Genomic DNA, 12846 nt, shown 5'->3' with positions numbered 1-12846 from the left:
TTATGAAATTTGAAAAAATAACTCGTTTCTTTCGGGATGTCCGTTCCGAAATGAAATGTGTAAGCTGGCCTACCAAGACGGATTTGAAAGAAGGCACATTAGTAGTTATTATTATGTCTGCTATTGTAGCCATATTTTTGTCCCTGATTGATTTTGGTTTTACCAAGATTGTAGAATTGGTTTTCTAAGGGATAGGTACAGGCAGATGAAGTGGTATGTAATTCATACCTATTCAGGTCACGAAAATAAGGTTAAGACAGCTATAGAAAAGGGTCTGGCAGGCACTCCTTTAGAAAAACAGGTAGGTCGTTTACTGGTTCCTGTGCGCAAGACCTTTGTGATTAGAGAAGGTAAAAAGATAGAGCGCGATAAGAAACTCTTTACTTCTTATGTGATTATGGAAGCAGATATGACGCCGGAACTGAAAACTTATATTCTTCAAATTGCAGGAGTAACCAGTTTTTTAGGAATAAACAAAGAACATAAAGAGCCCATACCTTTGTCGCAGGAAGAGGTAGACCGACTTTTGGGAATAACCGATCCCAACCGCGATATAAAGGTCTATTCCTATATGCCTGGAGATATGGTTAAAGTTATTTCCGGTCCTTTTACCGATTTTGAGGGTATCGTGCAAAAAACAACGGAAAACGGAACCAAACTAATTATTGAAGTAACAGTGTTCGGACGCAGAACCCCGGTTGAGTTAAATGCCAGCCAGGTAGAATTAATTAAAAAATAAAGAAGATACAATAGAGGTATGATAATGGCTAAACCTAAAGATGCCGTAGCAACATTAAAACTGCAACTTCCAGCGGGAAAAGCAACTCCCGCACCTCCTGTGGGACCTGCTTTAGGTCAGGTAGGAGTTAATATTCCTGAATTTTGCCGTCAGTTTAATGAAAAAACAGCTGATCAGCCAGGAATGGTGTTCCCAGTAATAATTTATGTGGCAAAGAATAAATCTTTTACCTTTGAAATTAAAACCCCTCCAGCTGCAGTACTGATAAAAAAAGAAGCCGGTTTAGCTACGGGAAGTGCCACTCCCAATAAGCTTAAAGTTGGCAAAATTACAAATGAGCAGTTAAAAAACATAGCTCAGCTGAAAATTAAGGATATGAATTGTAATTCCCTTGAATCTGCTATGAGTATGATCGCTGGAACTGCACGAAGTATGGGTGTTACGATAGAGGACTGATACTTCGCTTATGCAGGAGATAGTATTCATAAGGAGAGTCAATGAAACATAGCAAAAGGTATAATGTTGCCTATACGATGTTTGACCGCCAGAAAAGATTTGATCTTAACGAAGCAATCAAACTTTTGAAAAGTTTACCAACTTCCAAGTTTGACGAAACCGTTGAACTGCATTTCAATCTGGGTGTAGATCCTCGTAAAGCCGATCAACAAATTCGCAACTCACTTGTTTTACCTCATGGAACAGGCAAAGAGATGCGAGTTTTAGTATTTGCTGAAGGCGACAAGGCAGAAGAAGCAAAAAAAGCAGGAGCCGATTATGTGGGCGTAGATGATCTCATTGAAAAAATATCTAACGGATGGTTTGATTTTGATGTTGTGATCGCTACTCCCAATTTAATGGGTAGAATCGGTAAACTGGGACGAGTTCTCGGTCCCAGAGGATTAATGCCAAACCCCAAAGTGGGAACAGTTACAATGGATGTTGGAAAAGCTGTGCAGGAAGCAAAAAGCGGAAAAATAACTTACCGCGTAGATAAATTTGCCAACTTGCATATTCCGGTAGGAAAATTAAGCTTTGAGGAAGAAAAACTGAAAGACAACATCAAAGCTGTTCTTGCCGCTGTTCTTAGAGACAGACCCCCTACGCTTAAAGGTGTTTACATTAAAAGCATTACCCTCTGCACGACTATGAGTCCCGGAATTAAAATTCAGGTCGCAAGCGCAACCGCGGAAGCAAGAAGTTAAGGGAGCAGGAAAATGGTGCAAAGTATTAAATATAAAATAGTAAAGGACTTGACAGAAAGATTAAGTAGCGCAAGAGCAATCGTATTGGTAGATTACAAGGGAATAAATATTGAACAAGTGAATCAATTGCGCAACCGCTTCAGAGAAAGTCAAGTGGATTACTTTGTCCAAAAGAATACCCTGATTAAAATTGCCTTAAATGACTTGGGTATTACGGAACTGGACCCTTATCTTAAGGGCCCGACAGCTGTGGCAGTGAGTAAATTGGATGAGGTATCCCCTGCCCGCGAACTAATCAAATTCTTAAAAGAGGTGATGGAAGATAAAGGTTTTCCTTCGTTTAAAGTCGGTTATATAGCAGAGCATATTTTTAATGCTGATGAACTGACTGCTTTGGCAAAACTACCATCCCGTGAAGAATTGCTTGCCAAAGTACTTGCCGGTATGAATGCACCGCTGAGTAACTTTGTAAGCATCAACCAGGGTATCTTGCGCAAATTTGTTTATGCTCTTGATGCCATAGCTAAAAAACAAGCTGAAGCCAGCTAAGAAAAATTATTTATATATCCAATGGAGGAACAATGTCCGATAAAAAGCAACAAGTAATTGATCTGATTAAGGAGATGACGGTTCTTGAGCTCTCTGAATTAGTGAAAGAAATGGAAGAAATATTTGGTGTATCCGCTTCTGCTCCAGTAGCCGCTGTTATGTCCACACAGGGCTCTGCTGCTGAAGGTGGGGAAAAAGAGGAACAGACAGAATTTGATGTAATTTTAACCAGTGCCGGAGATAAGAAAATTAATGTAATCAAAGTAGTGCGAGAGATAACCAAGCTTGGTTTGAAAGAAGCCAAGGATCTTGTTGATGGAGCTCCCAAAGTGGTCTCCGAAAAAGTTAGCAAAGAAGAAGCAGAATCAGTTAGGAAAAAACTCGAAGAAGCCGGTGCAACTGTCGAAGTCAAATAACCAAATCCTAATCAGGATAAAGGTCCAAAAAAAGTCCGCAGGGACTTTTTTTGGACTAATTTCTGGATACAACCATCCTTAAACTTTGGCTTTGAAAAAGCCAATTAGTCAGTTTATCATTCTAAATGTCGCCTAATAGCGTGAAAAAGAAAATATTAACACTTAAGAGCCAACATTCTGGTTTATAAGAACCAAAAGGAGAGCGCTTTTGAGAAAGGTCAAAAGTTATTCCCGAATTTCCGGAAGATTTGCTGAATTGGGTATCCCTGAAGTGGAAATACCCAATCTTCTGGCTATGCAGGTGGATTCCTTCAATGATTTTTTACAAAAGGATATTCACCCACAACGCAGAGAAAAAAAAGGTCTGCAGGCAGTATTTGAAAACATATTTCCCCTTGAAGATACAAAGGGTAATTTCCTGTTGGAATTCATAGAATACAATGTGTTGCAGGAGAAATATTCTCTGGAAGAATGCCGCGAACGAAATTTATCTTATCAGGCACCGTTAAAAGCAAAAATGCGCTTAAGCGTGTTTGAAAATAGAGAAGGTGTCCGCGAGCATAAAGACACTTTGGAACAAGAAGTTTTCCTGGGAGAAATACCTCTGATAACTGAACAGGGCACCTTTGTTATTAATGGAGCAGAAAGGGTAATTATTTCACAATTACAGCGTTCACCCGGTGTTTTCTTTTCGGAGGAGAAACATCCCAGCGGAAAAACACTCTATTCTGCAAAAGTAATTCCTTACAGCGGTTCTTGGCTGGATTTTGATATTGATATTCATGATGTAATGTTCGTCCATATAGATAAACGGCGTAAACTTCCTGTAACAACTCTTTTCCGGGCAATTGGAATTTCCACCAACGAGGATTTGAGGAAGACATTCTATAAATCCGAAAAATTGAATTTAAAAGAGGCAAAAGGTCGTCATCTTTTCGCCGATATTTATGAAAAAGGCAATCCTGAACCTATAGCTATGGCTAACGAGCAGATAACGGATTCTTTAATCAAGTTTTTATCGGAAAGGAAGATTACTAAGGTTGAAGTAATTGATTACAATTATGAAATTGCCAGAAAAGTGCTGGAAAACACTATGGCAAAAGACCCTACAACCAATCAGGAAGAAGCTCTAAAGAAAATTTACAACTTAATTCGTCCCGGAGAAGATGCCCCTCTGGAAGCGGCCAAACAGCTTGTGGATAGAATGTTTTTCAATGAAAAGCGTTATAACCTGGGAGAAGTAGGCCGCTACAAAATCAATAGCCGTTTAGGTATCAATGTTGATCCTAAAATAATGACCCTCACTGTTGAGGATTTTGTATATATTTTCAAGACCCTGATCAATATCTACCATGATGAAGATGAGGTTGATGATATAGATAATCTGGCAAACCGCAGAGTTAGAACTGTTGGTGAATTGCTCCAGGAACAATATACTATTGGAATGGCTATGGTTGCCAGAATAATTCAGGAACGGATGGCAATTTCCAATATTGATGAAGTTACAGTGCACGATCTGGTAAACAGCAATGCTCTTATTTCAGTAGTTCAGTCATTCTTTTTAACAGGTCAATTATCCCAATTTATGGAGCAGACAAATCCTTTGGCAGCTTTAAGACATAAGAGAGCTTTATCTGCTTTGGGACCTGGAGGTTTGGCTCGCGAAAGAGCTGGTTTTGAAGTTCGTGATGTTCATTCTTCTCACTATGGTAGAATTTGTCCGATTGAAACACCTGAAGGACCAAACATCGGTTTAATTGTATCTCCGGCAATATATTCCCGTATAAATCATTTCGGTTTTTTGGAAACACCCTACCGCAAGGTTGTTGATGGATGCATAACTGATGAGTATGAATATCTTGATGCTTCACAGGAAGAGAAATATATTATCGCTCAAAGTGATGTCCATTTGGATGACAACCGTAGAATTACAGATGAAATGATTTTTGCCCGCGACCGGGGTGAATTTGTTCAAGTTAGCCCTAACCTTGTTCATTATATGGATGTAGCACCTCAACAGATGGTTTCCGTATCAGCGGCATTAATTCCTTTCCTGGAACATGATGATGCCAATCGTGCTTTAATGGGTTCCAATATGCAGCGGCAGGCAGTTCCTTTAATTAATCCTCAAGCACCTTTAGTAGGAACAGGAATGGAAAAGATTGCTTCAATGGATACTTCTTCCATTGCCGTAGCTCCTTATGATGGTATAGTTACGAAAGTTACTTCTGCCTTTATAGACCTGAAACCTTTAAATGAAAAGGATGAGGCATATTATCTTTCTACCGGTAATCGCATCCATCTGAAAAAATTTGTGCGCACTAATCAGGATACTTGTATCAATCAGCGTCCTATTGTGCGTGTTGGGGATACCGTAAAAAAGGGACAGCCAATTTCTGACGGTGCTTGTGTGGAAGATAATCGTTTGGCATTAGGAACTAATTTAATGGTTGCATTTATGCCCTGGTATGGTTATAATTATGAAGATGCTGTTATTCTTAGCGAAAAGGTAGCCCGTGAAGATACTTTAACATCTATCTATATTGAAGAATTGGAAGTTTTGGTTCGTAATGTGAAAAACGGGCGTGAAGAGCTTGCTTATGATATTCCCAATGTTCCTGCTCAGGCATTGAGAAATTTGGATAAAACAGGCATTATCAGAGTAGGAAGTGTGATTCATGCTGGAGATATAATTGTAGGTAAAGTTACTCCCAAGAGTGTAGAAATTGATCCTTCACCGGAAGAAAACTTGATGCGTGCTCTATTCGGAGACCGTGCTGGTGATTTTACCAATAGTTCCTTAAAAGCCAAACCTGGAATGGAGGGTGTAGTTATTGATGTAAAGGTCTTTTCCCGTTTGGAAGAAGGCAGCGATTTGGAAGAAGAAAATGAAGATAAGATAGAAAAACTAAAAGAAGAATTAGCCCTGCGACGCAGTAAGATTGAAGAATTTAAGGAAGAAAAACTTTCTGCAGTGTTAGTGGGACAAATTGCTAAAAATATTTGGGATGAAAAAACCAATATTCCCTTTATAGCACCCGGGAAAAAGATAACGAAACAGGATTTGAAACGGATAAACTTCAAAAAGCTTGATCTGGATGTGGAACTGGTTGAAGATAGGGAAGTAAACGACTATATCTATTCCCAAATTGTCCTGAAAATAAAACAATCACTTGAACAAAGCGATAATATCTATAAAAAATCCCGCGAAAGAATTAAGCATGGTGATGAACTTCAATATGGCGTGCGGAAAATGGTTAAAGTGTATGTTGCTAAAAAACGCAAGATTGAAGTAGGCGATAAAATGGCAGGTCGTCATGGAAATAAAGGTGTTATTTCTATCATCGCTCCTATTGAAGATATGCCTTTTATGGAAGATGGAACTCCTGTGGACATTGTGTTAAATCCTTTGGGAGTTCCTTCCCGAATGAATATTGGCCAAATAATGGAGACCCATTTGGGTTGGGCTGCCAAGACACTTGGCTTTGAAGTAGAAACCCCTATTTTTGATGGCGCTTCTAATGAGGATATTGTTTCTGAATTACGCAAAGCAGGTTTACCGGAAGATGGGAAAACAGTTCTCTATGATGGCAAATCGGGTGAACCCTTTAAAGAAAGAGTAACGGTTGGCATTATCTATATGATGAAACTGAATCATCTTGTAGCAGATAAAATGCACGCGCGCTCAACAGGACCCTATTCTCTTATTACCCAACAACCCTTAGGTGGAAAAGCTCAACATGGAGGTCAGCGTTTAGGAGAAATGGAAGTTTGGGCTTTGGAAGCATACGGTGCTGCCAGCGTTTTGGAAGAGATGTTAACTATCAAAAGTGACGATGTGGATGGCCGCAACAATGCTTTTAAAGCTATCACTCGTGGTGATAATCCACCTCCTCCAGGAGTTCCTGAATCCTTTAATGTTCTTATCAGCGAGCTGAAATCGCTGGGTTTTGATATTGAATTTATCAAAGAAGAGAACAAGTAGAAGGAGAGAGAAAATGTTAAAAGAAAGTAAACACGAAATCAAACCTAATGAATATGATGCAGTCCGCATCAAAATTGCCTCTCCCGAAACTATCAGGAATGATTGGTCGCATGGAGAAGTTACAAAACCCGATACATTAAATTACCGCACTCTTAAACCTGAAAAAGATGGTTTATTTTGTGAAAGAATTTTCGGTCCTGAAAGGGATTATGAATGCGCTTGCGGAAAATATAAAAAGAAAAGATTTCAGGGAACTGTTTGTGATAGATGTGGAGTGCTTGTAACTACTTCCAGGGTTCGCAGAACGCGTATGGGACACATAGATTTGGCAGTTCCGATTGCTCATATCTGGTTTGTTAAAAGTGCCCCGAGTAAAATTGGCACTTTACTTGATATGACGGTTAAAGACCTGGAAAGAGTGCTTTACTACGAGTCCTTCATTGTAATTGACCCCGGAGATAGTCCTTTTGAAAAAATGGAGCTTCTGGAAGTTGATGAATATTATGAGATTAAAGATAAGGTAGCGGATAACTTTCTGGCTCTTATGGGAGGAGAAGCAATCCGCGAATTGCTTAAGCGTATCAACCTGAAAAATGAAGCGCTTGACCTCAGAACCCGGCTTAAATTTGAAGAATCGGCTTTGCGTAAACAGAAGCTAATCAATAAATTGAAAATAGTAGATGCCTTCATCAAAAGCGGCAATCGTCCCGAAGATATGATTTTGGAAGCATTACCTGTTTTACCTCCAACTTTAAGACCTTTAGTTCCTTTGGAAGGCGGGCGTTTTGCCACTGCAGATTTTAATGATTTATACCGAAGAGTTATCACCAGAAACAACCGTCTGAAGGCATTACTGGAAATTCGTGCCCCGGAAGTTATCCTTCGTAATGAAAAAAGAATGTTGCAGGAAGCAGTTGATGCCCTCATTGATAATGGTAGAAAAGCTCGTCCTGTAAGAGGAAGAGGCAATAGGCCCTTAAAGTCATTAACCGATCAGCTTAAAGGAAAGCAGGGACGTTTCCGCCAAAACCTTTTAGGTAAACGAGTAGATTATTCTGGACGGAGTGTGATTACAGTGGGTCCTGAACTTAAACTTTATCAATGCGGACTTCCCAAAGAAATGGCTGTGGAGCTTTTTAAGCCATATCTCATTGAAAAACTGCAGAAAATTGGAGAAGTGGATAAGGTTAAAAATGCCAAGAAGCTTATTGAGAAAAAGCAACCTGAAATATGGTCAATTTTGGAAGAAGTTATTAAAGATTATCCTGTTTTGTTGAATAGAGCTCCAACTCTTCACCGTTTGGGAATTCAGGCATTTATGCCTGTTTTAACTGATAACAAAGCAATTCAGCTTCATCCTATGGTCTGTGTTCCTTTTAATGCCGATTTTGATGGTGACCAAATGGGTGTTTATATTCCCCTGTCTATAGAATCACAAATTGAAGCAAGAGTCCTAATGCTTTCTACCCGAAATTTATTGTTGCCAGCAAATGGACGTTTGGCTATGGCGGCTAATCAGGATATCGTTTTGGGCTGTTATTATTTAACTATGGAAGAAACACCGCCACCTGTGGAAATAGAAAAATTGAGACATTTTTACGGTCCTGATGAAGTTATTGCTGCTTACGAAGCAGAAGAACAATTTTGCAGCTCCAAAGGTGAAACAGTTTATGAACGCAATTTAGACCTGCATACCTGGATTCGTCTGAAATTGGAATCCGAATATATTGTTACCACTGTAGGAAGGGTTATTTTCAACCAGATAATGCCTCCGGAAGTCGGCTTTCAAAACATCGTATTTGACAAGGGGAAATTGAATGATTTGGCTATGCTTTGTTTTGATGCAGTAGGACAATGGAGAACAGCTCAAATTCTGGACCAGATTAAAGAATTGGGATTTCATTATGCCACTCGTGCAGGCGTTACTTTCAGCTTTGATGATATTGTAGTTCCTAAACGGAAAGATGAAATTATTGCCCAAGCTGATCAGGAAGTAAAAAAAATAACCGATCTTCACCAGAAAGGCGGAATTACGGAAAATGAACGCTTCGGACGAGTTGTGGACCAATGGAAGAAAACAACTGTTCGCGTTACCGACGAAATGATGGAAGAGCTTTCTAAAACCAGAAATGGCTTAAATTCTATTTATATGATGTATAAATCAGGTGCCCGCGGCAGCAAAGACCAGATTAAACAATTGGGTGGAATGCGCGGTTTAATGGATAAGCCAACTAAAATAGGTTCAACAGGTGGAGCAGATGTTATTGAAACCCCAATTAAAAGTAATTTTAAGGAAGGACTTACTGTTCTTGAATATTTTGTTTCCACTCACGGAGCTCGTAAAGGATTAGCTGATACAGCACTTAAAACAGCGGATGCAGGATATCTTACACGCCGTTTGGTTGATGTGGCACAAAATGCTATTATCACAATTGAGGATTGCGGAACCACAAGGGGTGTGAATATGACAGCCCTTAAAGAAGGAAATGAAATTGTGCAAACCCTGGCAGAACGCATTCAGGGAAGAACAGCAGTTGATGATATCGTAAGTCCTATCACAGGCAGAATATTAGTTTCCGCAGGTGAAGAAATCAGTAACAAAATGGCAAGAACTATTCAAAATCACGGTTTGATTTCTGTCCATGTGCGCAGCATTCTTACCTGTGAAGCAGAAAAAGGAATTTGTGCCAAATGTTACGGTCGCAATCTTGCTACTCAGAAACCTGCTACTATTGGTGATCCTGTTGGAATTATTGCAGCTCAAAGTATTGGTGAACCGGGAACACAATTAACGCTTAGAACTTTCCATATTGGAGGCGCTGCTTCTACAGCTACCGAACTGGCAGAAGTTGTTGCTTCGCATGATGGAATTGTAAAATTTGACCGCATGAATACCGTTATCAATACGGAAAATCAGCTTATTTCCGTGAGTTATTTGGGTAAAATCTTAATTGTGGATGAAAATGATGAGAATAAGGTTTTGGAAGAGTTTAAAGTAGAATACGCAGCTACCGTTCATGTTCAGGATGGTCAAAAGGTGGCTAAAGATACAAAACTTCTTTCCTGGGATCAGTTCAATAATCCTCTTATCTCAACAGCCAAAGGTGTTTTGCATTATGAGAATTTCATCAAAGATATAACCTATAAAGAAGAATATAACGATATTACTATGGCTCGCGAGCTTACCATCATTGAATCCAAAGACCGGAGAAAACAACCTCAATTCAGAATTGTAGGTGAAGACGGAACAGTGCGTTTAATACCTCTGCCAACGGGACTTATTGTCCGCGTGGAAGATGGCAGCTTTGTCCATATTGGTGATATTTTAGGTCAGACATCACGAATGACAATTAAACAACGCGATATTACAGGTGGTTTGCCTCGTGTGCAAGACCTTTTTGAAGCAAGAGTTCCCAAAGATAAAGCCAAAATTTCCGATATTGACGGAATTGTTACTATCGGTGGTTTAAAGAAAACCGGAAGAGATATTTTTGTTACACCACCTAATGGACTTTTCGCACCTTGTGATGGAAAGGTCGTAGTCCTTTATGATGAAGATAAAAATCAATATATTGCCGTCCTTCCCGACAAAGCCGTTTATAGTGAAAACGATGGCAAGGTAAGTATTATTGAAGAAAACCGGAAGAAGATTATTCAGGTTGCTAAACGCAATCAAAACCCGGTTCAATATCCTGTCCCTAAGGGCTTGCAAATTCTGGTTAAAGAGGGAGAATCAGTTAAAAAAGGAACTCCTCTTTGCGGCAAACTTTACGCCGTTCCCCCAGAGCAGGAAAGTATTGTGGAAATAGGTGATAATGTTACTATGCATCAACCTCTTGCAGGCAGAAAGTATATAATTCCTTCCGGAAAGCGGATTATCGTTCATCAGGGTGACTATGTGGAAAGTGGGGATGCACTATCTGACGGTCCTCTTGACCCACATGATATGTTAGTGAAAGGGGTTATTGAAGCTCAAATCCTGATTTTAAACGAAATTCAGGAAATTTACCGCAAGCAGGGTGTGAAAATTGACGATAAACATGTGAGCGTTATTATTCGCCAAATGTTTAAAAAGGTTAGAATTACAGATAGCGGCAGCACCAGTTTCCTGCAGGGTGATATTGTTGATAAGGTTCTGGTGGAAAAAGAAAACCGCGAAGCAATTGAATTTGGCAAAACACCTGCCCAGTTTGAACAATTGCTTTTAGGAATTACCAAAACATCTCTGTTAACCGAGAGCTGGCTTTCTGCAGCTTCCTTCCAGGAAACCACAAAAGTGCTTACCAAGGCAGCTATTGAGGGCAGGGTTGATCATCTTGAGGGCTTGAAAGAAAGCATTATTATCGGTCACAGAATACCTGTCGGAACAGGAACCAAACTCTATAACAATATGCTTAAAAAGGCAGTTAACGAAGGTAAAACTGTTGCTCAGATTATTGACGAGTTTGCACATCGTTCAAAAGAAGAAGAAAGCGGGGACTACCTTGATTTCTAAAAATAATCTTAAACACTAAAAATATAGAAAAGGAGAAAATCAGTGCCAACTATTAACCAATTAGTCCGTAAAGGAAGAGCTGAAGTTGAAAAGAAAAGAAAAAACAGGGCGCTTATGGAATGTCCGCAAAGGCGCGGAGTTTGTACTCGTGTTTATACAACAACGCCCAAAAAACCTAATTCAGCTCTCAGAAAAGTAGCTCGTGTCCGTCTTGTAAATGGATTTGAAGTTACAGCATATATTCCCGGTGAAGGTCATAACTTACAGGAACACTCTATTGTTTTAGTGCGCGGAGGACGCGTGAAAGACCTTCCGGGTGTTCGTTATCATATCGTTCGCGGAGCTCTTGATTCCGCTGGAGTAGAAAAACGCGAAAAGTCCCGTTCCAAATATGGAACCAAACGACCTAAAGCAAAAACCGTAAAGTAAAGGGAGGATAGAACTTATGCCTAGAAAACATAGAGCTGTTGTCCGGGAAGTCCTTCCGGATCCTAAATACAACGATATTACCGTTACCAAATTTATGAACTGCCTGATGGTTAAAGGCAAAAAAAGCATCGCCGAAAAAATCGTGTATGGTGCTTTTGATATAATCGCTGCTAAAACGAAAGAAGACCCCCTTGTTGTCTTCAAATCCGCCTTGGATAATGTTCGTCCTTTAGTTAAAGTTGTTTCCCGACGCGTGGGAGGAGCAACCTATCAAATTCCTATTGAGGTAAATGAAAAAAACGGTAAAGCATTAGCTTTCCGCTGGATTATTGCCAACGCACGCGCAAGAAGCGAAAAGACAATGACCGAAAAACTTGCCGCCGAACTTATTGCAGCTCATAAAAAAGAAGGCGCTTCCATAAAGAAAAGAGAGGATACCCATAAAATGGCTGAAGCCAATAAAGCTTTTGCCCATTTAAGATGGTAAGCTCTTTTTTTAAGGTATCAGAATATTTAATGCCTTTACTCATCTGATGAGAGTGAAGGCATTTTCTTTTATTACCTTTATCCGCTTCTAATTCTACTGTAACGAAATATTTTTCTGCCCATTACGGAGTTATCTACAAACACTTTTTTTTTAACCATTATTCTTGCGGAGGAACGGTATCCTTCGTTTACACTTTTGTAAGTTATTGTCCCAAGTAGCATTGCTTACTCAATACGGACTCATTGCTAATGCCATTAGTAATGGGTAAGCAATGGGTAAGCAATGCTATTAAGGAAGAAAACGGAATTATATTTATTTTGTAGGAGTTAGGAGAATTCCTGGGAAGAATACAATATTGTATCGGTAACTCCATATTTTATACAATATTTATATTCATAAACCACAAATAATAGAAAAAAAGTTCCGTAGGAACGACAGGTATTAACGACGGGTTTTAACCCGGCGAAAAGAGTAAAGGAAACTACCTATTTCTTTTTTTAAGAATAAGTTCCGTAGGAACGAAAGATTTTAACGACGGGTTTTA

At 39.5% G+C, this 12846-nt stretch carries 10 protein-coding genes; all 10 read left to right on the top strand.

The features are described 5' to 3' along the window. Positions 1-2 precede the first annotated feature (2 nt). Positions 3-188 carry a preprotein translocase subunit SecE gene (gene secE, locus CLOAM_RS02210; protein WP_015424225.1) on the top strand — a complete coding sequence of 62 codons (186 nt, stop codon included), beginning with the start codon at positions 3-5 and terminating at the stop codon, positions 186-188. Between the two features lie 17 nt (positions 189-205). Further along, the gene (nusG, locus tag CLOAM_RS02205) at positions 206-739 is read left to right on the top strand and encodes a transcription termination/antitermination protein NusG (protein ID WP_015424224.1); all 534 of its coding nucleotides are present in this window, start codon (positions 206-208) and stop codon (positions 737-739) included. Between the two features lie 24 nt (positions 740-763). Further along, positions 764-1195, top strand: coding sequence for a 50S ribosomal protein L11 (gene rplK, locus CLOAM_RS02200; protein ID WP_018197514.1), 432 nt, complete (start codon positions 764-766; stop codon positions 1193-1195). A gap of 41 nt (positions 1196-1236) precedes the next feature. Beyond that, positions 1237-1941 carry a 50S ribosomal protein L1 gene (rplA, locus tag CLOAM_RS02195; protein ID WP_015424222.1) on the top strand — a complete coding sequence of 235 codons (705 nt, stop codon included), beginning with the start codon at positions 1237-1239 and terminating at the stop codon, positions 1939-1941. Positions 1942-1953: 12 nt separating this feature from the next. Beyond that, entirely contained in the window at positions 1954-2490 is a 537-nt protein-coding gene (gene rplJ / locus CLOAM_RS02190; RefSeq protein ID WP_015424221.1) for a 50S ribosomal protein L10, read from the top strand. Positions 2491-2522: 32 nt separating this feature from the next. After that, a complete protein-coding gene (gene rplL / locus CLOAM_RS02185) occupies positions 2523-2906 on the top strand; it encodes a 50S ribosomal protein L7/L12 (protein ID WP_015424220.1) in 384 nt (127 codons plus the stop codon). A 235-nt stretch (positions 2907-3141) separates the two neighbouring features. Beyond that, complete coding sequence (rpoB, locus tag CLOAM_RS02180; RefSeq protein ID WP_044279182.1) at positions 3142-6891, top strand: DNA-directed RNA polymerase subunit beta; 3750 nt, start codon at positions 3142-3144, stop codon at positions 6889-6891. Positions 6892-6904: 13 nt separating this feature from the next. Next, the gene (rpoC, locus tag CLOAM_RS02175; protein WP_044278824.1) at positions 6905-11386 is read left to right on the top strand and encodes a DNA-directed RNA polymerase subunit beta'; all 4482 of its coding nucleotides are present in this window, start codon (positions 6905-6907) and stop codon (positions 11384-11386) included. A gap of 42 nt (positions 11387-11428) precedes the next feature. Then, positions 11429-11815, top strand: a complete 387-nt coding sequence (gene rpsL, locus CLOAM_RS02170; protein WP_015424217.1) for a 30S ribosomal protein S12 — start codon at positions 11429-11431, stop codon at positions 11813-11815. A 16-nt stretch (positions 11816-11831) separates the two neighbouring features. After that, positions 11832-12302, top strand: a complete 471-nt coding sequence (rpsG, locus tag CLOAM_RS02165; RefSeq protein ID WP_015424216.1) for a 30S ribosomal protein S7 — start codon at positions 11832-11834, stop codon at positions 12300-12302. Positions 12303-12846 lie beyond the last annotated feature (544 nt).

The organism is Candidatus Cloacimonas acidaminovorans str. Evry (assembly GCF_000146065.2).
Taxonomy (GTDB): domain Bacteria; phylum Cloacimonadota; class Cloacimonadia; order Cloacimonadales; family Cloacimonadaceae; genus Cloacimonas; species Cloacimonas acidaminivorans.
The sequence above is the reverse complement of the archived record's forward strand: the minus strand, read 5'-3'. Positions and strand labels throughout refer to the sequence as shown.

What these genes read in the sequence shown, in the direction of transcription:
- rpoC (WP_044278824.1), top strand. Translation starts at nt 6,905, where the DNA reads ATGTTAAAAGAAAGTAAACACGAAATCAAACCTAATGAATATGATGCA.
- rpsG (WP_015424216.1), top strand. Translation starts at nt 11,832, where the DNA reads ATGCCTAGAAAACATAGAGCTGTTGTCCGGGAAGTCCTTCCGGATCCT.
- nusG (WP_015424224.1), top strand. Translation starts at nt 206, where the DNA reads ATGAAGTGGTATGTAATTCATACCTATTCAGGTCACGAAAATAAGGTT.
- secE (WP_015424225.1), top strand. Translation starts at nt 3, where the DNA reads ATGAAATTTGAAAAAATAACTCGTTTCTTTCGGGATGTCCGTTCCGAA.
- rplJ (WP_015424221.1), top strand. Translation starts at nt 1,954, where the DNA reads ATGGTGCAAAGTATTAAATATAAAATAGTAAAGGACTTGACAGAAAGA.
- rplL (WP_015424220.1), top strand. Translation starts at nt 2,523, where the DNA reads ATGTCCGATAAAAAGCAACAAGTAATTGATCTGATTAAGGAGATGACG.
- rplA (WP_015424222.1), top strand. Translation starts at nt 1,237, where the DNA reads ATGAAACATAGCAAAAGGTATAATGTTGCCTATACGATGTTTGACCGC.
- rplK (WP_018197514.1), top strand. Translation starts at nt 764, where the DNA reads ATGGCTAAACCTAAAGATGCCGTAGCAACATTAAAACTGCAACTTCCA.